The following is a 24,026-nucleotide window of genomic DNA, read 5'->3' as shown; positions in this document are numbered from 1 at the left end:
TCGGTCAGATGCGGGGCAGGACGGTGGTGTCCTCCAGCGCGCCGAACACGGTGCGGGCGTCCAGGCCGGCCAGGGCCGGGGCGTGCACGCGCTGGGTGATCGGGGCCAGCGGACGCGTCACCTCGGCGTCGGCCAGGCCGTCCAGGGCCGGCAGGGCCGGGGCGGCCTGCGTGCGCGGCTGCGCGACGCCCGGCACCGGCACCACGAAGGGCAGCGGCGCGGGGGACGCGACCGGCAGGCCCGGCAGCTCGCGCTGCACGGCCGGCAGGGTCGGCAGGGTGGGCGCGTCCTGGTCGACCAGCGGCAGGGTGCCGGTGAACGACCGCTCCTCGGCGTCGGCGTGCCGGGTGGCGCCGCCGACGGTCGACGCCGCCCGGGTCAGCCCCTCCACCAGGCGGGCCGGGGTGAAGCCCCCGGCCAGGCCCGACAGCGGGCTGCCCTCGCCCAGGCCGGCCACGCTCAGGCCGCCGGTCAGCTGGTCCAGGCCGGGCGCCTTGCGGGCGGACCGGGGCAGGCGGGCGTGCTCGCGCACCTCCCGCACCTGGCTGACGCGGACGGTCTCCGCCCGCGCCTCACCGGACTCCGCCGCGATGACCGGCGCGCCCAGGCGCGGCGGGGTCATCTCGGTGGGGCGGTGCGGCGGCACGGCCAGGACCGGCGTGGTGAGCGGCCGGTCCTCGTCGACGAGCACGGGGGGCACGGTCAGCAGGCGCGCGCCGTCGAGCGCCAGCTCGCGCGGCGCGTGCAGGTCGGACAGCAGGTCCAGGCTGCCGAACGAGGCCAAGCGGTCCAGGCTGCTCAGGCTGGGCACCTCCGTCGGTCCCATCAGGCTGTCGATCCCGAGGGGCAGGTGGATGCCCTGGTCGGCGGAGTTGCGGACGGGGTTGCCGTCGACGTCGTCGTCCCCGGTGCGCTGCCGGGAGTCGTCCCGCGTGGCGGTGGTCGCCGTGCCGAGCACCTCGCCGGGCACGTCGTGCACGATGGGCCGGGCCTCGTTGGGCAGCGCCAGCTCCTGCGCGGCCACCGAGCCGCGGCCCTTGGTGGCGGTCGCGCCACCGGACTGGGACAGGGTGGTGTTGTCGGTCTCGGACTCGGCCCGGCCGACCGCCGCCAGCGCGTCGCCGAAGGCCCCGGGGCCCGCGTTCACGGGGGCGGAGACCAGGTTGCCCGACACCGAGGAGTCCCACGCCTCGGTGCTGTGGCCGCCGCCGGCGACCACGGCGGAGTTGTTGTCGACGTCCGACCGGCCGTTGCCGACGGCCGAGACGGTGTCGGAGAACGCCTGGAACGGCACGGCCGGCTGGGCGGTGACGCCGTTGCCCGCCAGCGACCCGCGGTTGCCCGAGGTCGCGACGTCGCCGCCGGAGAACGACGTGAAGTCGTTGCCGGCGCGGCTCTCGGTGTTGCCGCCCACGCCGACCGCGCTGCCGAACACCTGCGGGGACGTGGCCTCGGGCAGCGACACGACGTTGCCCGCGACCGAGCCCTCGTCACCGGTCGACGCGGCCGACCCGCCGGAGCGGGAGCGCAGCCGGTTCGACACGTCGGAGGAGCCGTTGCCGACGCCCACGGCGGTGAGGCCGAACGCCTGCGCCGGGTTGGAGGTGGGCGCCTCGACGATGTTGCCCGACGCCGAGCCGTGCTGGCCGGTGGCCTGGGCGGGCCCGCCGGTCACGATCGTGGTGTCGCTGTCGCTGCGGCTCGTGGGGTTCGCCACCACGCCGGCCGCGTCGCCGAACACCTGGCCGCCGACCGCCGTGGGCGCGGTGACCACGTTGCTGGACACCGTGCCGTCGTCGTCGCGGCTGTTGGGCGTGCCGCCGGAGCGGATCACCTTGTCCTCCGCCGCCGCCCCGGACGCGGTGCCCGCCGCGGCCGCGCCGTTGCCGAAGCCCTCGGCGGGCACGCCCAGCGGGGCCTGGCCGATGTTGCCGGACAGGACGCTGTCGTTGCCCGTGGTGCCGTTGTAGCCGCCGGCCTCGGACTCGACGACGTTGTCGCACTCGCCGTCGGCGATGCCGCCGCCGGACACGCCGTTACCGCACAGGTCGAAGGCGCCCGCCGGCGGCGTGTTCGCCGAGTTGCCCGACAGCACCGAGCGGTCGCCGTTGGTCAGCGTCTCGCCGCCCGCGTCGGCGGCGGTCTGGTTGCGGTGGGCGGCCGAGCCGTTGCCCACGGCGGTGACCGCGTTGCCGCCGGTGGTGGAGGGCAGCGCGATCGGCGCGTCGGCGATCGTGCCGGACACCGTCGAGTCGTCGCCGCTGGTGTCGGTGACCCCGCCGGCCTTCGCGACGCCCTTCGTCGTGTTGACCGTGTCGGCGTTGCCGAGGCCCGCGACGGCGTTGCCGTTCGTCGCGATCGGGCCGGCGAACTGCGGCTGGACCACGCCGCCCGCGGCGGTGGCGTCCTCGCCGCTGGTGTTGGCGTACCGGGTCGCGCCGTTGGGCGCGACCCGCTCGCGGCCCGCGGTGGAGCCGGTGCTGGTGCGGCTGAGGGTGTCGGCGTTGCCCACGCCCGAGACGGCGTTGCCGTCGACGGCCGCGGCGGGGGCCAGCGGGACGCCGACGACGTTGCCGCCGACGGAGCTGCGGTCGCCGTCGGTGCTGAGCGCGCCGCCCGAGCGGGCGGTGCTGTCGGCGGTGGACGTGCTGTTCGCGACGCCGGCCGCCGCGACGCCGTTGTTGGCGAGCTGGACCGGCGTCGCCTGCTGGGCGGCCACGACGTTGCCCGCCAGCGCGCCGTCGGAGCCGGCGGTCTCGACGTCGCCGCCGGCGGCGGCGTCCTGGCGGGCGGCGGTCTCGGAGTAGGCGTCGGCGCCCGCGGCCACCGCGTTGCCGCTGACCAGGACGGGGGTCGCGCTGTGGGCGGCGACGGCGTTGCCCGCCAGCGCGCTGTTCGAGCCGTCGGTCCGGAGCACCCGGCCGGTGTCGGTGGTGCGCGCAGACTGGTCGCACGACTCGACGGACTGCGCGTCGCCGCCGGCCGCGACGGCGTTGCCGCAGGCCATCACCGGCACGACCACGTCGCCGTCGACGGTGTTGCCACGCGTCACGTGCGAGGTGTCGACCCCGCCCGCGCGGTCCTGCAGGCCGCGGAACAGCGGGTTGGCGGGGACGGTGGCGCGGAGGCTCTCGGTGCCGAGCTCCTGGCGGATCGACGGCAGGTCGTGGTTGCCGACCGGAGTGCCCAGGTTGTTCTTGTCGACCTCGATCGGCACGCGCACCTTCGAGTCCAGCGGCGAAGGCGGGGTGTCGGGGCTGACGTTCTCCTGGGCTGAAGCGATGCCCGTGCCGAGCATCAGCAGACCACCCGTGACAAGTGCGGACTGGATACCGCGCTTGGCCCAGGTTTGCATGGGTTCTCCTTCTTCCAGTGTCCCTTGCGGGAGGTGAAGGGTGGTCGGACGCGGTTGCGCGTCAGGCGGACCACCCGGATCGGGGGTGGCGGCGCGGTTGGTCGACCGGGTGCGGTTCAGGTGCGCGAAGACGCGCGTCGGTCGATCACCGGACGGCCGGGGGCCGTCGCGGACCGCGCGCGGGGATCAGTCGGGGGTGGTGCCGGGCTGCTTGCCGGGCGCCACGGTGTTCCGCTCGGTGGCGGGCAGCAGCGCCCGCGCCACGGCGGTGTCGGTGCCGTCGGCGGACACGCCCGTGAACGGGCCGGTGCCGCCGCCGGCGGAGCCGGAGCCGTCGCCCGCGCACGTGCAGTGGGCGGGCACCCCGAACGGCGGGGTGGCCGGGGCGAACGGCGGGCCGGCCGGGCCCGCGGGCCCGGGGTCGAGCGCGTCGGCGGGCAGCGGCGCGGGCGACGCCGCCCAGCTCTCGCTGAGCTTGCCGAACGGGCCGCGCACCACCGCCGCGCCGGTCACCACCGGGTCGACGGCCGGGACGGCCTCGGCCGTCGGGGCGGTCTCGGCGGGCCGGGCCTCCGCGGCGCGCCCGGCGGGCGCGGTGGAGCGGAGGAGGCCGGCGGAGGCGAGGCCGGTCGGGCGGGGGTCGAGCGTGGCCGCGCCGGGGTTGAGACCCGCGCCCGCCTGGCCGAACGCGCCGCGCAGGCCCTCGGCGATCCGGTCCAGCTCGGGCGGCGCCGCGTCGGCCGCCCGGCGGGCGGGCAGCGCGGCGTCGAGGCCGCGCACGGCCTCGCGGACCGGCGCGACGGCCTCGCCGACGGGCTCCCGGTCCGCCACGACGCGCGTGACGGCCGCGACCGCGCCCTCGTCACCGAGGTCGAGGCCGGCCGCCTGGGCGGAGGCCGGGGCCGCGGAGAGCGCCCACGCGGCGGCGGTGCCGGCCAGCGCGCCGCCGGCGACCAGCAGGGCACGGGAGAGCAGCCGCCTGACGCGGCTCACCCCCGCACCCGCTCGCTGGTCGACCGACGACAGCACTGGTACCTCCACCTGAACGCTGGGTTTCGCCGGCACGGTCGATCGGAGGTGATCAAGCCGACGCCGTCGAGCGTGCCAGTCGCGGTGCCCGCCGCGCACCCCTTCCACACCCGGTTCGCCGGATCGTGTGATCGACACAGAGTGTTGCCGGTTCTCACTCCTAGTGACCGTAGGTGGTCAGGGCCGGTCCGGGGCCGGGTCAGACCCGCTTCAGCACCCGCGCCGCGCCGGCCGCCGCGGTCGAGGCCAGGATCCAGCCGACCGCGATCAGCGAGCTGGAGATCCACTGCGACGCCCCGCCGAACTTCCACTTGCCGTCCTGGCCCAGGTCCACGATGGGGACCAGCAGGTCCACCGACAGCAGCCACGGGTTCCACGTCGGCGACTCGTCCTCGTTCAGCCTGGGCATCTCGTGGCCGAGGAACCACAGCGCCCCCGCCAGCCAGAACGCCGAGAGCCAGGCGATCGCGAGCCACGGCCGGTAGCCGTAGCCGACCGTCCAGCGCTGCAGGGAGCCCCACACCCGCCCGGCCGGGCCCAGCTCCGAGTACCGGCGGTGCTGCTTCTCCAGCTGCACGCGCTGCGCCAGCTCCTCCTCGCCGCCGTCCCGGTAGACGTTGGCCAGCTGCTCGTAGGGGCCCGGCGCGAAGTCCGGCTGCACCTCGCGCAGCCACCGCAGCCGCGTGCGCACGCCCACCTCCGGCGCGGACGAGATCGACTCGAACGTGAAGTCCTCCACGTCCACGCCGCCCGTGGCCGCCCACAGCCCCGGGCCGTCCAGCACGGTCGTCGCGGCCACCCTGCGCAGCACCACCCGGCCCACCGGGACGCGGTCCTCCGCCGGCCGCAGCACGAGCTGCTGGACGGTCAGCCCGTAGGCGTTCAGCGCGATGTCGCCGCCCGGACCGCCCAGCCGGGCGCCGGCGAACGTGGCCATCTTGCCGACCTCGGCCATCCTGATCCGCACCCCGCCGGCGGCGGTGAAGCCGCGGCTGCACAGCAGGTCCTTGCCGACCGTGGCCACCCGGGCGTCCAGCGACGGCTTGACCGAGCCGTCGGACCGGCGGCGCGGGCTGAGCAGGACCGCGCCCGAGCAGTCCACGGTGGACCCGATCTCGGCGTTCTGCAGCCGCAGCGAGCCCTCCGCGCGCAGGTCGCGCAGGAACAGGGTGCCGCCCACCCGCAGCCGGTCGGCGAACAGGACGTCGATGCCCGGACCGCGCAGGTGGGCGCCGGACAGGCTCGCGCTGCCCCGCACGTGCGCGTCCACCAGCCGCACCTGCCCGTGGGCGCGCAGCGCGGTCTCGGCCCCGGGACCGCGCGCTTCGAGGTCGCCGCGCACCCGGATGCCGTCCGCGTGCAGCGCCACCGGGACGTGGTCGACGGCCGCCCCGTCGCCCGGCCCGGCCGCGGGGTCCCGCCGGCCGATGACCGCCCCGGACAGCCGCAGGTAGCCGCCGATCTCCGCGTTGGGCAGCCGCACGGCGCCGTCGGCGGTGAGGCCGTCGCCCAGCTCGACGTTGCCCTCGACCCGGATGCGGTCGGCGACCAGCGCCGCCGCCTCGTCCGCGGTGCCGTGCGGGATCACCAGGACCGGGTGGTCCACCACGCCCGCGCGCAGCCGGGCGCCGGAGAGCACGACGTTGCCGCCGACCCGGGCCCCGTCCAGCAGCACGCGGCCCTCGGCGGTGAACCGGCCGCCCTCGGCGTCGCAGAACAGGTTCCCCGCGATGGCGACGCCGGACGCGTCCAGGGCGTTGCGGCCGGGGTCGGTCAGCCGCGCGCCGCCCAGGTGCACCGAGCCGCCGATGTCCGCGCCGCGCAGCCGCACCTCGCCGGTCGCCCGCAGCGCGACGGCCTGCAGCGAGCCCGACAGCCGGATGCGCGCGGCCAGCAGCGCGTGGCCGCCGCCGCCGCGCAGCACCGCGCCCGCGAGCCGGGCGGTGCCCTCGACCACCGCGTCGGTCAGGTCCACCACGCCGTCGCTGGTGAACCCGGCCTCCAGCACCAGGTCGCTGCCCACCCGCAGGTTGCGCCCCAGCAGGCCGGGCACCCCGCAGCCGCGCAGCCGCAGCCCGACCAGGCGCGCCATCCGCAGGTCCGGCGGCTGCTCGAAGGTGCAGCCCAGGAAGTCGACCACGTGGTCGACCCGGGCGCCCTCCAGCCCGAACAGGCCGGTGACGTGCGCGCCGACCAGCCGCAGCGCCGCGCCGGGGACGGGCTCGGCCAGCAGCGCCGAGAGGGTCTCGCCGCGCACCGCGCGGTCGCGCCGGGGCGCGGCGCGGTCGAACTCGACCCGGCGGCCGGCGGCGTAGGCGGCCCGGACGGTCTCCTCGGCGTCGGTCACGCGACGATCCGACCACCCCGGCGGCGTCGGCGAGGGGGGTTCGGCGCAACCGTGACGGGGGATACCCGGTGGCATGACGTGCCGACTCGCCGGACCGGCGACCGCGAAGGCCCCCGCGACCGTGACGTGGGGAACTCTCCGCCCGCTGTCCGCCCCGTGTTCGGCTCGCGCGCGCGGCGCGCGGGCTACGGTGATCCCGTGACGGGGAGTGAGCGGGAGATCAGTGCGCGGGTGCCGCGGCTGCTGCGGGTCAGCGCCGCGCTGAGCTGGCGGTTCGTCGCGGTCGTCGCCGCGCTGTACGTGGTGGGCGAGGTGGTCGGGTACCTGACCACGATCGTGATCCCGACCGGGATCGCGCTGCTGCTCGCGGCGCTGCTGTCACCGGCCGTGTCGCAGCTGGCGCGCGTCGGGGTGCCGCGCGGGCTGGCGACCGGGCTGGTGCTGGTCGGCGGCATCGCCGTGGTCGGCGGCGTGCTGACGTTCGTCATCACCGAGTTCTCCAACGGCCTGCCGGAGCTGCAGAAGCAGGTGGGCGCCAGCCTGGACACGATCCGGGGCTGGCTGCGGGACGGGCCGCTGCACCTGAGCGACCTGCAGCTCCAGCAGTACCTGGACCGCGCGTTCCAGACGGTGAAGGACAACCAGGCCGAGATCACCTCCAGCGCGCTGACCACGGCGGCGACCGTGGGCGAGCTGCTGACCGGCCTGCTGCTGGCGCTGTTCACGCTGATCTTCTTCCTGCACGACGGCGACGGCATCTGGCGGTTCCTGGTCCGGGCGGTGCCGGCGGACGTGCGGGACCGGGCGGACGTCGCCGGGCGGCGCGGGTTCGCGTCCCTGGTGTCCTACGTGCGGGCGACGGCGCTGGTGGCCGTGGTGGACGCGGTCGGCGTCGGCATCGGGCTGTGGATCGTGGGCGTGCCGCTGGTCGTGCCGCTGTCCACGCTGGTGTTCCTGGGCGCGTTCATCCCGATCATCGGCGCGGTGATCACCGGCGCGGTGGCCGTGCTGGTGGCGCTGGTGGCGGAGGGCCCGGTGGCGGCGCTGATCGTGCTGGCCGTCCTGATCGGCGTGATGCAGCTGGAGAGCCACGTGCTCCAGCCGCTGCTGCTGGGCCGCGCGGTGAAGCTGCACCCGCTGGCCGTGGTGCTGGCGATCACGGCGGGCCTGGTGGTGGGCGGCATCTCGGGCGCCCTGCTGTCGGTGCCGCTGCTGGCGGTGCTGAACTCGGGCATCCGGTCGCTGCTGTCGGACTCGGACCGGGCGGTCGAGCCGCGGGACGTGGACGTGCACGAGCCGCAGGAGACCGGCCCGCCCGACACCGGCGGCGACCGCGTCGAGGACCTCGACGGCCGGACGCGGCCGGTGCCCGGCGACGCGCCGACCGGGACCGCGGACCCCGGCGGGGCGGACCGGCGGGGCTAGGCCATCTCCACCAGGTTGCGGCCGTAGCCCTTGGCCGCGAGCAGCGCCGCGTCGGCGGCGACCAGCAGGTCCGGCAGCTCGTAGCCGAACCGCTGCGTCGTCGCCACGCCGATGCTCACGGTCAGCCCGGTGAGCAGGTGCTCGCGGCCGTCGGTGCCGACCGTCGCCACGGCCAGGTCCGCCACGGCGTGCCGCACCCGCTGGGCGACCGACCGCGCGACCGCGGGCTCGGCGTCGGGCAGCAGCACGACGAACTCCTCGCCGCCGAACCGACCCACCAGGTCGCCGCGCCGGACGGTGCCGGACAGCAGCACGGCGACCGCGCTCAGCGCCGCGTCGCCCGCGAGGTGGCCGACCCGGTCGTTGACCCGCTTGAAGTGGTCCAGGTCCAGCAGCAGCACGGCCATCGGCCGCTCGCGCGAGCGCGCCTTGGCCAGCTCGTAGCGGGCGCGCCCGTCCCAGTGCACGGCGTTCGCCAGGCCGGTCTTCGCGTCGCGCTGCGCCGACCGCCGCCAGTGCGGCAGCTGCGCGGCGCGCTCCAGCAGCGCCAGCGGGGCGGCGGCCAGCAGCGCGTGCACCGGCGTCGTCGTCGCCGCGAAGCCCATCAGGCCGCCGATGCTGACCGCGACGACGCCGAGCACCGCGTCGATCGGCTCGCCGACGACCTCCTCCACCGTCGCGGCCGGGCTGCGCAGCTTCAGGCCCAGCGCGATCAGCGCCGCCCGGACCACCAGCAGCACCGCCGAGCCGAGCGCCATCACCGGCAGGGCCGGGTCGGGCTCCTCCCAGCCGATCAGGAACCGGGTGGCGAACACCGACAGCGCGGTCGCCGACAGCGTGAACAGCCAGCGGTGCGACTCGGGGCGCTGCCCGAGCACGCCGTGCAGCGCCGGGCCGAACAGCAGCAGCACCAGCAGGTTGCACGGCAGCGCGACCACCCCGGCCACCAGGTAGCACAGGTGCGCGGCCCACGGGTTGCGCTCGGTCTCGCCGATCCGGTGGCTGTGGATCGAGCTGCCGATGACCACGGCGCCGGCCGTGCCGGCGATGGCGCCGAACCGGGCCACCTCGCCGGGGTCGGGCGGGGTGGAGGAGGCGATCACGTGCACGACCACCGCGAGCGCGAGGGCGTCGACGAGCAGCCAGTAGGCCAGGGCGGAGCGCTTCAGCGTCCACAGTGGCCAGTCGCGCACGCCCAGCCCACCCCCCGGAGTCGTAGGAGCCGAACGGCGCGGTCCCCCGGGAGCCAACCCGGAAGTCAACCCGGTGCTACCGGCCAGCCTTCCACACCCGCCGGCGGGGGAACAGACGTCCACCTGGGGGTTAGCCGGCCCACTCCGACACGGCAAGATTGGCGGTGAAGGGAGCACACCGTGCACACGAAACCGGCTCGGACGGGTCCATCGGTGACCGAGGACCCGGTTGCGCACCTCTGGCGGGGAACCGTAGCGCTACGCATCGTGACGTTCCTGTTCGCCCTGGGCAACGCGGTCGTGCACCACGGCGAGTACGAGCGCCCGTGGATCGCGTGGGCCGCGATCGGGGCCATGGCGGCCTGGTCGGTGTTCACCGTCCAGGCGTACAGCCGCCGGGGCGGTCGCCGCCCGTGGGTGGTGGTCGCGGACCTGGTCGTCGCGTGCGGGCTGATGTCCCTGTCGCAGCTGATCATGACCGACACCCAGTTCCTCTACAACGTCCCGCTGATCACGACCATCTGGGCGTGCGTGCCGGCGGTGGCGGCGGGCGCGCTCGGCGGCCAGGTCGCGGGCGCGCTGGCGGGCCTGGCGGTCGGGCTGAGCACCTACCTCAACCGGCGCGAGCTGAGCGTCGACCTGGTGCGGGACGTGGTGCTGCTCGCGGGCGCGGGCCTGGTCGTGGGCATGGCGTCGACGACCGCGCGCCGCTCGGCGGTGCGGCTGGCGCAGGCGCTGCGCGCCGAGGCGGCCACCGCGGAGCGCGAGCGCCTCGCGCGGTCCATCCACGACGGCGTGCTGCAGGTGCTGGCCCGGGTGCGCAAGCGCGGCTCGGAGCTGGGCGGCGAGGCCGCGGAGCTGGCGGAGCTGGCGGGCGAGCAGGAGGTCGCGCTGCGGTCGCTGGTCGCCGCCGCGCCCGCGGAGTCGACGATGGACGGTGAGGCGGACCTGCGCCCGGCGCTGCAGCTGCTGGCGACCTCGCGCGTGCAGGTGTCCACACCGGCCACTCAGGTGATGCTGCCCACTGCCACGGCTGCCGAGCTGACCGCGGTGGTGCGCGAGGCGCTGTCCAACGTGGACAAGCACGCCGCGGGCGCCAGGGCGTGGGTGTTGTTGGAGGACTTGGGGGAAGAGGTCGTGCTCAGCGTGCGCGACGACGGCCCCGGCATCCCGGAGGGGCGGCTGGCGTCGGCCGAGGCCGAGGGGCGCATGGGGGTCGCGCAGTCGATCCGGGGCCGGGTCGAGGCGTTGCGTGGGACGCTGGAGCTGCAGACCGGGCCGGGGGAGGGCACGGAGTGGGAGGTGCGGGTCTACCGATGAGCGTTTCCGTGATGGTGGTCGACGACCACCCGCTGTGGCGCGACGGCGTCGCGCGCGACCTCGCCGAGCGCGGGTTCCAGGTGGTCGCCACGGCGGGTGACGCGGCCTCGGCGGTGCGCATCGCCCGCGCCGTGCGGCCGGACGTGGTGCTGATGGACCTCAACCTGGGCGGCCCGTCGGGGGTGGAGGCGACGACCATGATCACCGGTTCGCTGACCGCCACGCGGGTGCTGGTGCTGTCCGCCAGCGGCGAGCACGACGACGTGCTGGAGGCGGTGAAGGCGGGCGCGTCGGGCTACCTGGTGAAGTCGGCGTCGGCGGAGGAGCTGGTGGAGGCGGTCAACCGGACGGCGGCGGGGGACGCCGTGTTCACCGCCGGCCTGGCGGGGCTGGTGCTCGGCGAGTACCGGCGGATGGCCGCGACGCCCGACGAGGACAAGCCCCAGCTGACCGACCGGGAGACCGAGGTGCTGCGGCTGGTGGCGAAGGGCCTGACCGCCCGCCAGATCGCCACCCGCCTGGTGATCTCCCACCGGACGGTCGAGAACCACGTGCAGTCGACCCTGCGGAAGCTGCAGCTGCACAACCGGGTCGAGCTGGCCCGGTACGCCATCGAGCACGGCTTGGACGTAGAACCGGAGGGAACATGACCGATCCGAGGCAGTGGCGGGTGTCCGACGCCGAGCGCGAGCACGTGGTGGGGGTGCTCCAGAAGGCCATCGGCCGGGGGCTCATCACGCTGGACGAGTTCACCGAGCGGACCGACGCGGCGCTGGCGGCGCGCACGCGGGAGGAGCTGAACCCGGTGCTGCTGGACCTGCCGGGCCTGGTGCACGGCGACCGGGACACCGCCGTGCCGGGGCAGGAGGGGACGACGGTGCAGCTGCGGGCGAACATGTCCACCGTCAGCCGCAAGGGCGGCTGGGTGGTGCCGCGGACGGTGGTCGTGCAGAACCGGATGGGGACGACCGACCTGGACTTCCGGGACGCGACCGTCCCGCACCCCGTCGTGGACGTCGAGCTGGACGTGACGTGCGGGACGGTGCGGCTGGTCGTGCCCGACGGCATGACGGTCAACACCGACGGCGTGCACGTCTCGATGGGGTCGATCAAGGACAAGGTGGGCGACGGCTCGGGCCGGCCGCACCTCGTGCTGCGCGGCACCGTGACGCTGGGCTCGCTGGAGATCAAGCGCAAGAAGAGCTGGTTGCGCAGCGCGTGAGGTGGGTGGGGGACCGGGTCCGGCTGCGCGGGGTCGAGCCGGGCGACTGGCGGTCGTTCATGGGGTTCGACGCGCACGTGGCTGACATGCGCGACGTGGACGTCGTGCACCCGCCCCGCTCGGCCGCGGGCTACCGGGCGTGGGCGGAGGCCGAGTCGCTGCGGGAGGGCTCCGACGAGTTCCGCCTGGCGATCGAGGAGGTGGCCGGCGGGCAGCTGGTCGGGTCGCTGTCCACGGCGGCGGTCGACCCGCGGGCCGGGCGCTTCTCGTACGGGATCGGCATCGGGCGCGAGCACCGGCGGCGGGGGTACGCGACCGAGGCGGTCGTGCTGCTGCCGGCGTTCATGTTCGGCGAGCGGCGCTTCCACAAGTGCGAGGTGTCGGTCCACGCGTTCAACGGGGCCTCGCTCGGGCTGCACGACGGGCTCGGCTTCCGCCGCGAGGGCCTGCTCCGCGACCACGAGTTCTTCGCCGGCCGCCACCACGACGTGGTGCTGCTGGGCCTGACCGCGGCGGAGTTCGCGGCCACCCACCCGTTCGAGCCGGTCCGCCCGGCCTGACGCCGGCCCGTGCCGCCCCGGCACGGGCCGGCGTCAGTCGCCGAGGAGCGCGCGCCGGTCGTTCCACGCCATCCGCAGCAGGGTCAGCGCGCTCGCGGACAGCCGCGGTTCGAGGCGGTCGACGGCTTCCGAGGTGAACGGGACGCGCTTGACGCCGTCGCGTGCCACGACGCGCCCTTCGTCGTTGACCGCGACCATGTCCCCGAACAGCCGGTCGTAGGTGGGGGCGGCTATGACGGCCACGGTGAGCTGCTGCACCCCTAGCTCCAGCGGTTCCACCACGAGGCCGTAGTGGAACACCCGGAAGTCCCCCCGCTCCCGCGCCTCCTCGAAGCGCGCGAACGGCTCGTCCAGCGCGTAGTCGATCGGCCGCGAGTCGCACCCGTCGTGCTCCGGGGTCCCCAGGAACTCCTCCGAGTACTCACGCATGATGTTCCGCCACAACGAGAAGTCGTTGCGGACGTCCTCCGGCGCGCCGGAGGACGGCTGGAACTCGCCGGCGGGCATCGTGTGGCACAGCCCGCCCCCGTCGGCCACCTTGCCGCCGTCCCGTTCGTGCAGGACGAAACCCGGCCCCTCGCCCGCGTCGCCGCGGCGGATGGTCAACGTGCTGATGCCCGGTGACATGAGCACGGCCCGGGGGTCGAACGGGCTGCCCACCGCGGCGCGCAGCGGGAGGTCCCCGATCCGGGGGATCGCCCCGCCCGAGCGCAGCCAGGCCCGCTTGAACTCGTGGGCGAGCAGCTGCTTGAGGTTGAACACCTCGAAGAACGTCGTGAGGCCGAACTCCAGCCGGAAGCCGGCGGGACCGCCGGCGCGGACCCCGGTGAGCCGGTAGCTCGGGCGGTTCTCGAGCAACCGCGGTCGGACCAGGTCGCGCACCGCGCGGCTGTAGTCCGCGTACCGGACGCCCTCGTCGGTGAGCGGCAGGAGGTCGTCCAGGGCGTCGGTCCCCGGGAGGGCGTGCGCCGGGAGGTCGTCCGCCCACGCCAGCTCGACGGCGGCCAGGTCGACCGGCTCCCCGAGCGGCCAGTGCGGCGCCGCCAGCACGTGCCCGCCGGGCGCGCGCTCGGACTCTGGGTACAGCCACGCCGCGAGTTCGGTCAGCTCCCGACCCCGCGCCCCGGGCGCGCGGCGGGTCGTCAGCCACTCCTCCCGGCTGGCGGCGACCCGGCGGGCCGACCGCGCGCTCCCCCGGCCACCCGCCGCCGGAACCGACCGCGGGGCGTCCGGCCGGGCGAGCAGCTCTTCGACGGGCCGGCCCAGGAACCGCTCCAGCAGCCGAACGGTCGCCGGCCGCAACTGCTCCGACGTCAGCTGCCCGGCTGCGAGGCGCTGCACGTGCCGGACGCTCAGCGTGCCGACTTCGCGGTGGTCGCGGGAGAAGGACTCGAGCTGTTCCGCGAATTCCTCGAGGCTGAGCCGACGCTGCTTGATGAGCAGGCCCAGCACGGTGCGCGCCGAGGCGTCTCCGCGCATCTCCGTCACCCCCTGTCCGTGTTCCGCACCGGATTGTGCGCGGAAGGTGACCTCGCACGTCAACGACCGGCGCCCGACCCGGTCACGACTTGGGCCGGGCGTCGCCACCCGCGCCGCCCGGCGAGTCGCGCCCCCGCCGTGCGCGATGCCACCGGGCCGGCCAGGATCGGGGTATGCGCTGCCTCGTCACCGGAGCGACCGGTTACCTCGGCGGGCGGCTGGTGCCGCGCCTGCTGGCCGACGGGCACCAGGTCCGCTGCCTGGTCCGCGACCCGGGCAAGCTGCGGGACGTGCCGTGGGCGGATCGGGTCGAGGTCGTCCGGGGCGACGTGCTGGACGCCTCGACGCTCGACCCCGCGATGGCCGGCGTCGACGTCGTGCACTACCTGGTCCACTCCCTGCACAACCCCCGGTTCACCGACGCCGACCGGCGGGCCGCCGAGAACACCGCGCGCGCCGCCGAGCGGGCCCGCGTCCGGCGGGTCGTGTACCTCGGCGGGCTGCACCCGCCGGGCGTCGCGCTGTCGCCGCACCTGGCCTCCCGCAAGGAGGTCGGGGACGTCTTCCTCGCCTCCGGCGTGCCGGCGGTGGTCTTCCAGGCGGCCGTGGTCATCGGGTCCGGGTCGGCGAGCTTCGAGATGCTGCGCCACCTCACCGAGCGCCTGCCGGTGATGCTCACGCCCCGGTGGGTGCACAACCGCGTCCAGCCGATCGCCGTGCGGGACGTCCTGCGCTACCTGGTGGAGGCGGTCGGGCTGCCGGAGGGGGTGAACCGGTCGTTCGACATCGGCGGGCCGGACGTGCTGACCTACCAGGAGATGATGCTGCGCTACGCGCGGGTCGCCGGGCTGCCGCCGCGCCGGGTGGTCGGCGTCCCGCTGCTGACGCCGAAGCTGTCCGCCCACTGGGTGAACCTGGTGACGCCGGTGCCCCGGTCGATCGCCACGCCGCTGATCGGCTCGCTGGTGCACGAGGTCGTGTGCCGCGAGGACGACGCCCGCCGCCTGCTGCCCGGCCCGGTGACCGGTTACGACCGGGCGGTGGAGCTGGCGCTGGCCAGGGTCCGGGACGCGGACGTGGAGACCCGGTGGTCCGGCGCGTCGGTGCCGGGCGCGCCGAGCGACCCGCTGCCGACCGACCCCGCCTGGGCCGGCGGGTCCCGCTACGTGGACCTGCGGGAACGCCCGACGAGGGCATCCCCGCAGCGGCTGTGGGCCGTCGTGGAGGGCATCGGCGGCGAGCACGGCTGGTACTCGTTCCCGCTCGCGTGGGCGGTGCGCGGGTGGCTGGACCGCCTGGTCGGCGGGGTCGGCCTCCGGCGGGGCCGGCGGGACCCGCGGCGGCTGCAGGTCGGCGAGGCGCTGGACTGGTGGCGGGTGGAGGAGATCGAGCGCGGCCGGCTGCTGCGGCTGCGGGCGGAGATGCGCGTGCCGGGCCTGGCCTGGCTGGAGCTGCGGGTGGCGGACCGGCCCGGGGGCGGGTCCACCTACCGCCAGCGCGCCGTGTTCGTGCCGCGCGGGCTGGCCGGGCACGTCTACTGGTGGCTGGTCTGGCCGTTCCACGGGCTGGTGTTCGGCGGGATGGTGCGCAACATCGCCAGTGAAGCGGAGCTTACAAGCGAGTTCAGAAAGTCCTGATGGACTGCACAAGCGGGACGGGAGCACACTGCCGCCATGAAGGCTCTGGTCAAGACGGCCGCCGGGCCGGGGCTGTCGCTCACCGACGTCCCCGACCCCACCCCCGGCCCCACCGACGTGGTCGTGCGGGTGCTGCGCACCGGCATCTGCGGCACCGACCTGCACATCGACTCGTGGGACGAGTGGGCCGCGCACAACATCAGCGCGCCGCTCGTGCTGGGCCACGAGTTCGTCGGCGAGGTCGTGGAGACCGGCGCGTCGGTCAGCGGGGTGGCGGTCGGCGACCTGGTCAGCGGCGAGGGCCACCTGGTGTGCGGCACGTGCCGCAACTGCAAGGCCGGCCGCCGCCACCTGTGCGCGCACACGCGGGGCCTGGGCGTGCACAGCGACGGCGCGTTCGCGCAGTACGTCGCGCTGCCCGAGCAGAACGCGTGGGTGCACCGGTCGCCGGTCGACCTGGACGTGGCCGCGATCTTCGACCCGTTCGGCAACGCGGTGCACACCGCCCTGTCGTTCCCGGTCATCGGCGAGGACGTGCTGATCACCGGCGCGGGGCCCATCGGCATCATGGCCGCCGCCGTCGCCAAGCACGCGGGCGCGCGCAACGTCGTGATCACCGACGTCAGCGACCACCGGCTGGACATCGCCCGCAAGGTCGGCGTCGACCTGGCCCTCAACGTCGCGGGGCGCGCCATCGCCGAGGCGCAGGCCGAGCTGGGCATGTCCGAGGGCTTCGACGTCGGCATGGAGATGTCCGGCAAGCCGCAGGCCCTCCAGGAGATGATCGGCAACATGGCGCACGGCGGGCGGATCGCCATGCTGGGGCTGCCCGCCGAGGGGTTCGCCGTCGACTGGAGCAGCGTCGTGCTGAAGATGCTGCACCTCAAGGGCATCTACGGCCGGGAGATGTTCGAGACCTGGTACTCGATGTCGGTGCTGCTCCAGCGGGGCCTGGACCTCGCCCCGGTGATCACGCACCGGTTCGACCACACGGCGCACGAAGAGGCGTTCGCCACCGCGCGCGAGGGCAAGTGCGGCAAGGTCATCCTCGACTGGACGGGAGCACACTGACGATGTACGGCGCGATGCGCGAGGACCTGCTGTCCGGGTTGGCCGAGATCCGCGCGGCGGGCCTGCACAAGGCCGAGCGGGTGATCGGCAGCCCGCAGAACTCGTCGGTCCGGGTCGCCGGCGAGGAGGTGCTGAACTTCTGCGCCAACAACTACCTGGGCCTGGCCGACCACCCGGCGCTGGTCGAGGCGGCGCACCGGGCGCTGGACCGCTGGGGCTTCGGCATGGCGTCGGTCCGGTTCATCTGCGGCACCCAGGAGCCGCACAAGGAGCTGGAGCGGCGCCTGTCCGAGTTCCTGGGCACCGAGGACACCATCCTCTACAGCTCGTGCTTCGACGCCAACGGCGGGCTGTTCGAGACGCTGCTCGGCGCGCAGGACGCGGTCATCTCCGACGAGCTGAACCACGCGTCGATCATCGACGGCGTGCGGCTGTCGAAGGCGCGCCGCCACCGCTACCGCAACCGCGACCTGGACGACCTGGAGCGGCAGCTCAAGGACTGCGCCGACGCGCGCTACCGGCTGATCGCGACCGACGGCGTGTTCTCCATGGACGGCTACCTGGCCCCGCTGGACGACATCTGCGAGCTGGCCGAGCGCTACGACGCGCTGGTCATGGTGGACGACTCGCACGCCGTCGGCTTCACCGGCCCGACCGGGCGCGGCACGCCGGAGCTGTTCGGCGTGCAGGACCGGGTGGACATCGTCACCGGCACGCTCGGCAAGGCGCTGGGCGGCGCGAGCGGCGGCTACACCTCGGGCCGCGCGGAGATCGTGGCGATGCTGCGGCAGCGGTCCCGGCCGTACCTGTTCTCCAACTCGCTCGCGCCGGCCGTCACGGCCGCGGCGGTGGCCGCGCTGGACCTGCTCAGCTCGTCCGGCGAGCTGCTCACCCGGCTGCGGGAGAACTCGGCGCTGTTCCGGCGGCGGATGACCGAGGAGGGCTTCGACCTGCTGCCCGGCGAGCACCCGATCATCCCGGTCATGATCGGCGACGCGGCGGAGGCGTCCCGGATGGCCGACCTGCTGCTGGAGCAGGGCGTCTACGTCATCGGCTTCTCCTACCCGGTGGTGCCGCACGGCAAGGCGCGCATCCGCACCCAGATGTCGGCGGCGCACTCGACCGACGAGGTGAACCGGGCGGTGGACGCGTTCGTGGCGGCTCGGGCGAGGATGCGGGACGCCGGCTAGCGGCGCGCACCCCGGCGGTCGACCTCCCGGCCCGCCACCCGGCTCGCGCCGGGTGGCGGGCCGGGGTCGTTCGCGGGCCGGGGCCGTTCGCGGGCCGGGTCGTTGGCAGACCGTGAACGCGGCCGGGGCCCGCGGGCAATACCTGGTGTGAGGACGATGACCGAGTGCGTGACAGCCGGTTCCCCGGCGCCCGCCGCGGACGACCGGCCCGACCTGTCCGGCCCCCACCCGGGCCGGGTCTTCGGGCAGCTGTTCGACCGGCACGCCCGCCCGCTGCACCGCTACCTCGCGCGGCGGGTCGGCGACCTCGCCGACGACCTGGTCGGCGAGACGTTCCTGGTGGCCTTCCAGACCCGGGCCGCCTACCGGCCGGACCGCGGGACCGCCCGCGCCTGGCTCTACGGCATCGCCACGAACCTGCTGCGCCGGCACCACCGGCAGGAGGTGCGCGGCCTGCGCGCCGCCGCGCGGGCCGCGGGCTCCGCCGCCGGGGACGAGGGCCACGAGAACCGGGTGGCCGCCCGGGTCGACGCCGCGGCGCGGACCCGGCACCTGGCCGGCGCGCTGGCCGGGCTGGAGCCGGGCGACCGGGACGTCCTGCTGCTGACCAGCTGGGCCGGGTTGGACACGAACGAGGTGGCCGAGGCGCTGGGCGTCCCGGTCGGCACCGTCCGGTCCCGGCTGCACCGCGTGCGGCGCAAACTCCGCGGGCACGCGTCGAACACCGAACACGCGAGGACCGGCGATGAGTGACGACAACATCCTCCGCATCTGGACCGACGACGAGCTGGACGCCGCGCTGGACGCGCTCAACGCCGACACCCGCACCGACGAACGGGTGATCGCCGGCGCCAGGGTGGCGCTGATCGCGGCCACCGGGGAACAGGGGGAGACCGAAGTGACCACGACGCGGGAAGCCCGGCGGCGCCGCTCCGGGTGGCGGTGGCTGGCCGGCGCGGCGGCGGTGGCCGTGCTGGTGGCGGGGGGCCAGGTGGTGCAGACCGTGTCGTTCGGCCGCAACCCGGCGCCGGCCGGCGCCGAGGCGGTGGCGACGCTGGACCGGGCGGCGACGAGTTCGATCGGCGTGCTGGACGAGGAGGTCGGGCCCGGCCAGTACCGGTACGTCGCCACGCGGGCGTGGTGGATGGCGTCCGCCCACGGCGGCGAAGGCCGCGATTTCGCCCGGCTCGCGGAGAACGTGCTGGAGACGTGGGCGCCGGCGAACCCGCGCGACGAGTGGCTGCTGCGCCGCGACGTCACCGGCAACCAGCGGTGGGTCGTGGGCACCGAGGAGCAGGCGAGGGCGGCCGGGGTGTCGACCGACGGCGGCTGGCCCGAGGGCGAGTGGCGCGCGCCGTGCGGCGACTTCTACGCGCGGTCCCCGGAGCAGTGGTGCACCGACCGCGGTAGCTGGCAGAACCCGACCCCGGAGTGGCAGGCGGGCCTGCCCACCGACCCGGACGCGCTGTTCGAGCGGCTCGCCGCCGACGCGCCGGGCGACTCCGACGCCGAACTGCTGGTCTACGCCGCCGACGCGCTGCGCAGCGGGTTGGTCCGCAAGGACGTGCGCGCCAACATCTACAAGGCGCTGGCCAAGCTGCCGGGCCTGCAGGTGACCGAGCAGCAGGCCAACCTGGACGGCCGCACCGGCACCGCGCTCGGCGTCGACGACGGCAAGGAGCGCCAGGACATCATCATCGACCCGGAGACCGGGCAGTTCATCGGCGAGCGCCAGGTCGCCGGCGCCGACATGGACCTCTTCAAGGCCGGCACCGTCCTGGCGTTCACCTCGGTGACGACGGGGGTCGTGGACACCATCGGGGCCAAGCCCGCCGGCTGACCCGGGGGGCGGTGAGCCCGGAGGGCCCGTGCGCGTCGGGGGCGCACGGGCCCTCCGCCGCGTCCGGCCCGTGGGCGGCGAGGTCGGCCACGGGCCGGAGAATGGGCGCGTGATCGACCCTCGACGGCTGCGCGTGCTGCGGGCACTGGCCGACCACGGCACCGTGACGGCGGCGGCCCAGGCGCTGCACCTGACGCCGTCGGCGGTGTCGCAGCAGCTGGCGGCGCTGGAGTCGGAGGTCGGGCAGGAACTGCTGCGCCGGCGCGGCCGGCGGGTGTCGCTGACCTCCGCCGGCGAGCTGCTGGTGCGGCACGCGAACGCGGTGGCCGCCGAGCTGGAGCGCGCGCAGGCCACGCTGGCGGGCCTGGCGGCGGGCGCGGCCGGGCGGGTGGAGGTGGGCAGCTTCGCCTCGGCGATCACCCAGGTGGTCGCGCCCGCGATGGCGGCGCTGCGCCGCCGCGCCCCGGCGGTCACCGTGCGGGTGCGGGACGTGGAGGGGCACGCGAGCGTCCCGCTGCTGCTCGACGGCGAGATCGACCTGGCGATCACCGAGGAGTACCGGCCGCGCCGCGACGACGGCCGGTTGACCCGGTTCCCGCTCTACACCGAGCCGTTCGACGTGGTGCTGCCGCCGGACCACCCGCTGGCCGGCGCGCGGGCGGTGGACCTGCGGGCGCTGGCCGAGGACGACTGGGTGGCCACGCCGCCGGGCAACCCGGTGCGCGACGTGGTCGAGCTGGCGTGCGGCCAGGCCGGGTTCGCGCCCCGCATCACGCACACGTCCAACGACTTCCGGGCGATCGGCGCGCTGGTCGGCGCGGGGGCGGGCGCGGCGCTCGTGCCGCGGCACGCGCTGCCGGGCACCCCCGTGCAGGGCACCGCACCGCTGCGCCGGGTGTTCGCGGCCGTGCGGAAGGGCAGCGAGGACCACCCGCTGATCAGCCTGATCCGGGAGGCCCTCACCGCCGCCGCCCACCCCTGACGCCCGGCGCCGCGGGCGTCCGGCGCGCGGGTCCCGGGGTCAGTGCGGCGCACGGGCGGCGAGCCGGGCCGCTGCCGGGTCCGCCGCCGACAGCGCGCCCCGGGCCGCCAGCTGGCACAGGTCGAAGCTGGTGGACGCGAGCTTCGACCCGACGCCGGCCAGCGCGGTGTGGTTCATGGACAGGCTGGTCACGCCCAGCCCGGTGAGCACGCAGGCCAGCAGCGGGTCGGCCGCCGCCTCGCCGCACACGCCGACCGGCTTGCCCAGCTCGGTGCCCGCGTCGCCGACGAGCCGGACCAGGCGGAGCAGGGCGGGCTGCCACGGGTCGTTCAGCGCGGCCACCGCGCCCACCTGGCGGTCGGCGGCGAACACGTACTGCGCGAGGTCGTTCGTGCCCAGCGACGCGAAGTCCACGACCTGGAGGATCTCGCGGGCGACCAGCGCGGCGGCCGGGATCTCGATCATCACGCCGGCCCGCTCGATCCCCGCCGCGCGGGCGCGCTCGACGAACCACGCGGCCTCGGCGGCGGTCGCGACCATCGGGGCCATGACCGACACCTCCGCGCCGGTGTCCCCGGCGGCCAGCGCGATCGCCTCCAGCTGGCGGTCCAGCAGCTCCGGCCGGTCGAACGCCACCCGCACGCCGCGCACGCCGAGCGCCGGGTTCGGCTCGGGCTCGGGTTCGAGGAAGGCCAGCGGCTTGTCGGCGCCCGCGTCCAGGGTGCGCACCACCACGGGCTTGCCGGCGAACGGCGCGAGGACGGCCGCATAGGCCCGGCGCTGCTCGTCCACGGTGGGTTCCTCCGTGGCCGACAGGAAGCAGAACTCGGTGCGGAACAGCCCGACGCCCTCGGCGCCGGCGGCCGCGGCGGCCACGGCGTCGGCGGGCGAGCCCACGTTGCCCAGCACCTTCACCCGGTGGCCGTCGCGGAGCACGCCGACGCCGTTCCACTCGGCCGCGCCGGCCGGGTGCGCGGCGAGGACCGTGCCGTCGGACTCCTCGACCTCGCCGGTGTCGCCGTCCACGAGCAGCGCGCCGACCTCCAGCGCCAGCACGCCCCGGCACGCGACGACGGCCGGGATGCCCAGGGAGCGGGCGAGGATCGCGGTGTGCGAGGTGGGGCCGCCCTCCTCGGTGACCAGGGCGAGCACCTTCGCCGGGTCGAGCCCGGCGGTGTCGGCGGGCGCCAGGTCGCGGGCCACCAGGACGCTGGGGGAGGCCAGCTCGGGCACGCCGGGCGCGGGCACGCCGAGCAGTTCGGCGACCAGGCGGTCGCGGACGTCCTGGACGTCGCGGGCGCGTTCGGCCATGTACCCGCCGGCGGCTTCCAGGGCGGTGATGAACCCGGCGGCGGCCTGGTGGACGGCGCGCGCGGCGGGCAGCCCCCGGTCCGCGACGAGCTTCTCGGCCTGGGCGAGCAGCGCCGGGTCGGCGGCCATGGCGGCGGTGGTCTCCAGGACGGCCTTCGCGTCGCCGGTCGCCTGGGCGGCGCGCGCGAACAGCCGCTCGGCGACGAGGTCGGCGGCGGGGCGGATGCGCGCGGCCTCCTGCGCGACGTCGGCCGGCGCGGGTGTGGCGGGCGGTTCCCCCAACGGTTCGGCGACCCGGACCACCGGCCCGGAAGCCCGACCGGAACTGACACCGACACCGCTCAGCCGCGCGCTCGACATGGTCTAGACCATACCCTTCGGGTCGACGGGACGTGAACAGCCAACGCCACTTCCCACCGGTCCGCTACCGCAGCCGGGGGCTGCGGCGCGCGGGTCCGGCGAGGGGCGGCCGGAGCGGTGGGGCGCCCGGCGGTGGGGCGCCCGGCGGTGGGAACGGCGGACACCGGCTGCGCGGCGGGCGCCCGGTCCACCCGGACCCCCGGTTCACCCGGACCGGTCGAGCAGGGCGAGCACGTCGGCGGTCGGGCGGACGTCGCCGAACGACCGGTAGACGGTGTGCAGCGTGGCGTTGTGGTCCCGGTCGCGCTTGGCGGCGTTGGCGTCGGCGACCATCACCACCCGCAGGCCCAGGGTGGCGGCGTCCCGGGCGGAGGACTCGCAGCACACGTTGGTGACCGTGCCGGTGATCAGGACGGTGTCGACGCCGCGCCGGTCGAGCAGGGCGGGCAGGGGGCAGCGGCCGGGGAAGAAGGCGCTGGGCGCGTGCTTCTCGACCAGCAGGTCGTCGCGGTGGTGGGCGAGGGCGGGCCAGAGCCGGCCGGGCAGCGGGCCGGAGCCGCCGGCGGTGCGGAAGACCTCGGCGGTCGCGTGCCCGTAGAACTCCTGCGCCCACGGGTTCGGCGGTCCGGCGGCGGGGAGCACCCAGGCGACCGTGCCGCCGGCGGTGCGCAGCGCGGTGGCGAGGCGGTTGATGTTGGGCACGATGCCGCGGCAGCGGGGGTTGGCCGCGACGAAGAACGGCACCATGTCGATCACGACCAGCGCGGTCCGGGCCGGCACGACCCGCTCGAAGGCGAACCTCCTGCCGCGGCGCGCCTCGTGGCGGGCGTACTCGACCTCTTCGATCAGCCAGTCGTGGGGGCGTTCGGGCGCGGCGGAGCAAGGTGCGGCGGTGTCGGGTGTTGCGGTGCCGGGCGAGGACGGGCTCGGCGCGGCAGTGCCGGGCGCGGGCAGGTTCGGTGCGGCAGCGGTAGGCGCGGGCGGGTTCGGTGTGGCAGTGCCGGGCGCGGGCGGGTTCGGTGTGGCAGTGCCGGGCGCGGGCAGGCTCGGTGCGGCGGTGGCAGGCGCGGGCGGACTCGGTGTGGCAGTGCCGGACGCGGGCAGACCCGACGCGGCAATACCGGGCGCGGGCAGACACGGTGCGGCAGTGCCGGGCGCGGACGGGTTCGGCGCGGCAGTGGCGGGCGGGCTCGACGCGGCAGTGCCGGGCGCAGGCGGACTCGGTGTGGTGGTGGCAGGCGCGGCGGTGGCAGGCGCGGGCGGGTTCGGTGCGGCGGCGCGCGGTTGCCGGGTGTCCTGGGGTGCGGGCGGGTTGTCGTGCAGTGCGGGCATGGGAACACTCCCCGGTCCGGTTCTGAGCAGCCCCCGAGTTCAATCCTTCCAGGAAGGTACGACGATTTCGGCGCGACGACGGGAGTTGTCCACAGGTCGACCCCTGCCGCCGAACCGTCCACAAGCGCGTGATCGGCACCCCGGCCCTGTCGGTGCCCGCCGGCAGGATCGAAGCCGGGGGCAGCGCACAACGCGAATCCCGCTCAGGACAGCGCAGCAACCACGGGCCGGGGGCCTCCGAACGGCACGCCGCGGCGCAGCAGCACGTTCGCGCAGGGCGTCACCTCACCGGTCCGCACGACCAGCCGCGCCCTCACCCGCGCTCCCAGCTCCTCGTGCCCGATCCGGTCGATCAGCGCAACCACCCCACACA

19 protein-coding genes are annotated in these 24,026 nt (G+C 75.8%); 11 read left to right on the top strand and 8 right to left on the bottom strand.

What is annotated here, in order from left to right; translation table 11 throughout:
- Positions 1 to 4 precede the first annotated feature (4 nt).
- The 3 genes from JOE68_RS15395 to JOE68_RS15385 all read right to left on the bottom strand — a co-directional run bounded on the left by JOE68_RS15395 (position 5) and on the right by JOE68_RS15385 (position 6,731).
- Positions 5 to 3,355, bottom strand: coding sequence for a hypothetical protein (locus tag JOE68_RS15395; RefSeq protein ID WP_204843031.1), 3,351 nt, complete (start codon positions 3,353 to 3,355; stop codon positions 5 to 7).
- A gap of 186 nt (positions 3,356 to 3,541) precedes the next feature.
- A complete protein-coding gene (locus tag JOE68_RS15390; protein ID WP_204843030.1) occupies positions 3,542 to 4,348 on the bottom strand; it encodes a hypothetical protein in 807 nt (268 codons plus the stop codon).
- 235 nt (positions 4,349 to 4,583) lie between these two features.
- A complete protein-coding gene (locus tag JOE68_RS15385; RefSeq protein ID WP_204843029.1) occupies positions 4,584 to 6,731 on the bottom strand; it encodes a hypothetical protein in 2,148 nt (715 codons plus the stop codon).
- A gap of 198 nt (positions 6,732 to 6,929) precedes the next feature.
- Between JOE68_RS15385 and JOE68_RS15380 the strand changes: the two genes are divergently transcribed.
- Positions 6,930 to 8,156 (top strand): AI-2E family transporter, encoded by a 1,227-nt coding sequence (locus tag JOE68_RS15380; RefSeq protein ID WP_307819697.1) that lies wholly within the window; start codon positions 6,930 to 6,932, stop codon positions 8,154 to 8,156.
- Here the strand turns inward: JOE68_RS15380 and JOE68_RS15375 are convergent.
- Positions 8,153 to 9,349, bottom strand: coding sequence for a GGDEF domain-containing protein (locus tag JOE68_RS15375; protein WP_204843028.1), 1,197 nt, complete (start codon positions 9,347 to 9,349; stop codon positions 8,153 to 8,155). The genes JOE68_RS15380 and JOE68_RS15375 overlap by 4 nt on opposite strands.
- A 180-nt stretch (positions 9,350 to 9,529) precedes the next feature.
- Here JOE68_RS15375 and macS point away from each other — a divergent pair, with 180 nt between their 5' ends.
- The 4 genes from macS to JOE68_RS15355 are packed head-to-tail and all read left to right on the top strand — an operon-like array spanning position 9,530 to position 12,451.
- The gene (gene macS, locus JOE68_RS15370) at positions 9,530 to 10,669 is read left to right on the top strand and encodes a MacS family sensor histidine kinase (RefSeq protein ID WP_204843027.1); all 1,140 of its coding nucleotides are present in this window, start codon (positions 9,530 to 9,532) and stop codon (positions 10,667 to 10,669) included.
- A complete protein-coding gene (locus JOE68_RS15365) occupies positions 10,666 to 11,319 on the top strand; it encodes a response regulator (RefSeq protein ID WP_204843026.1) in 654 nt (217 codons plus the stop codon). Before macS ends, JOE68_RS15365 begins: the two co-directional genes overlap by 4 nt.
- On the top strand, positions 11,316 to 11,891 hold the full coding sequence (locus tag JOE68_RS15360) for a DUF1707 SHOCT-like domain-containing protein (RefSeq protein ID WP_204843025.1): 576 nt from the start codon (positions 11,316 to 11,318) through the stop codon (positions 11,889 to 11,891). Before JOE68_RS15365 ends, JOE68_RS15360 begins: the two co-directional genes overlap by 4 nt.
- A complete protein-coding gene (locus JOE68_RS15355; protein ID WP_307819696.1) occupies positions 11,888 to 12,451 on the top strand; it encodes a GNAT family N-acetyltransferase in 564 nt (187 codons plus the stop codon). The genes JOE68_RS15360 and JOE68_RS15355 overlap by 4 nt, the downstream gene beginning before the upstream one ends.
- A 33-nt stretch (positions 12,452 to 12,484) precedes the next feature.
- Here the strand turns inward: JOE68_RS15355 and JOE68_RS15350 are convergent, their stop codons facing one another.
- The gene (locus JOE68_RS15350; RefSeq protein ID WP_239562254.1) at positions 12,485 to 13,930 is read right to left on the bottom strand and encodes a serine/threonine-protein kinase; all 1,446 of its coding nucleotides are present in this window, start codon (positions 13,928 to 13,930) and stop codon (positions 12,485 to 12,487) included.
- A gap of 173 nt (positions 13,931 to 14,103) precedes the next feature.
- Between JOE68_RS15350 and JOE68_RS15345 the strand changes: the two genes are divergently transcribed.
- The 6 genes from JOE68_RS15345 (at position 14,104) to JOE68_RS15320 (ending at position 20,650) form a co-directional block, all read left to right on the top strand.
- Positions 14,104 to 15,567 carry an SDR family oxidoreductase gene (locus JOE68_RS15345; RefSeq protein ID WP_204843024.1) on the top strand — a complete coding sequence of 488 codons (1,464 nt, stop codon included), beginning with the start codon at positions 14,104 to 14,106 and terminating at the stop codon, positions 15,565 to 15,567.
- Positions 15,568 to 15,603: 36 nt separating this feature from the next.
- Positions 15,604 to 16,638: an L-threonine 3-dehydrogenase gene (gene tdh / locus JOE68_RS15340; protein WP_204843023.1), complete on the top strand. Its 1,035-nt coding sequence runs from the start codon at positions 15,604 to 15,606 to the stop codon at positions 16,636 to 16,638.
- A 2-nt stretch (positions 16,639 to 16,640) separates the two neighbouring features.
- Positions 16,641 to 17,828 (top strand): glycine C-acetyltransferase, encoded by a 1,188-nt coding sequence (locus JOE68_RS15335; RefSeq protein ID WP_204843022.1) that lies wholly within the window; start codon positions 16,641 to 16,643, stop codon positions 17,826 to 17,828.
- Positions 17,829 to 17,984: 156 nt separating this feature from the next.
- Positions 17,985 to 18,581, top strand: coding sequence for an RNA polymerase sigma factor (locus tag JOE68_RS15330; RefSeq protein ID WP_204843021.1), 597 nt, complete (start codon positions 17,985 to 17,987; stop codon positions 18,579 to 18,581).
- Positions 18,574 to 19,668, top strand: a complete 1,095-nt coding sequence (locus tag JOE68_RS15325; RefSeq protein WP_204843020.1) for a CU044_5270 family protein — start codon at positions 18,574 to 18,576, stop codon at positions 19,666 to 19,668. The genes JOE68_RS15330 and JOE68_RS15325 overlap by 8 nt, the downstream gene beginning before the upstream one ends.
- 109 nt (positions 19,669 to 19,777) lie before the next feature.
- A complete protein-coding gene (locus JOE68_RS15320) occupies positions 19,778 to 20,650 on the top strand; it encodes a LysR family transcriptional regulator (protein ID WP_204843019.1) in 873 nt (290 codons plus the stop codon).
- Between the two features lie 39 nt (positions 20,651 to 20,689).
- On the opposite strand, the gene ptsP is transcribed toward JOE68_RS15320, so the two are convergent.
- The 3 genes from ptsP to JOE68_RS15305 all read right to left on the bottom strand — a co-directional run bounded on the left by ptsP (position 20,690) and on the right by JOE68_RS15305 (position 24,018).
- Entirely contained in the window at positions 20,690 to 22,321 is a 1,632-nt protein-coding gene (ptsP, locus tag JOE68_RS15315) for a phosphoenolpyruvate--protein phosphotransferase (RefSeq protein ID WP_204843018.1), read from the bottom strand.
- A gap of 204 nt (positions 22,322 to 22,525) precedes the next feature.
- Positions 22,526 to 23,101 carry an isochorismatase family protein gene (locus tag JOE68_RS31220; RefSeq protein ID WP_307819695.1) on the bottom strand — a complete coding sequence of 192 codons (576 nt, stop codon included), beginning with the start codon at positions 23,099 to 23,101 and terminating at the stop codon, positions 22,526 to 22,528.
- A gap of 755 nt (positions 23,102 to 23,856) precedes the next feature.
- Complete coding sequence (locus tag JOE68_RS15305) at positions 23,857 to 24,018, bottom strand: RbsD/FucU domain-containing protein (RefSeq protein ID WP_204843016.1); 162 nt, start codon at positions 24,016 to 24,018, stop codon at positions 23,857 to 23,859.
- Positions 24,019 to 24,026: the final 8 nt, after the last annotated feature.

Origin of the sequence: Saccharothrix algeriensis, assembly GCF_016907655.1 — a bacterium.
Classification (GTDB): domain Bacteria; phylum Actinomycetota; class Actinomycetes; order Mycobacteriales; family Pseudonocardiaceae; genus Actinosynnema; species Actinosynnema algeriense.
Note: the sequence above shows the minus strand (reverse complement) of the source record. Positions and strands in the feature narration are given on the sequence as shown.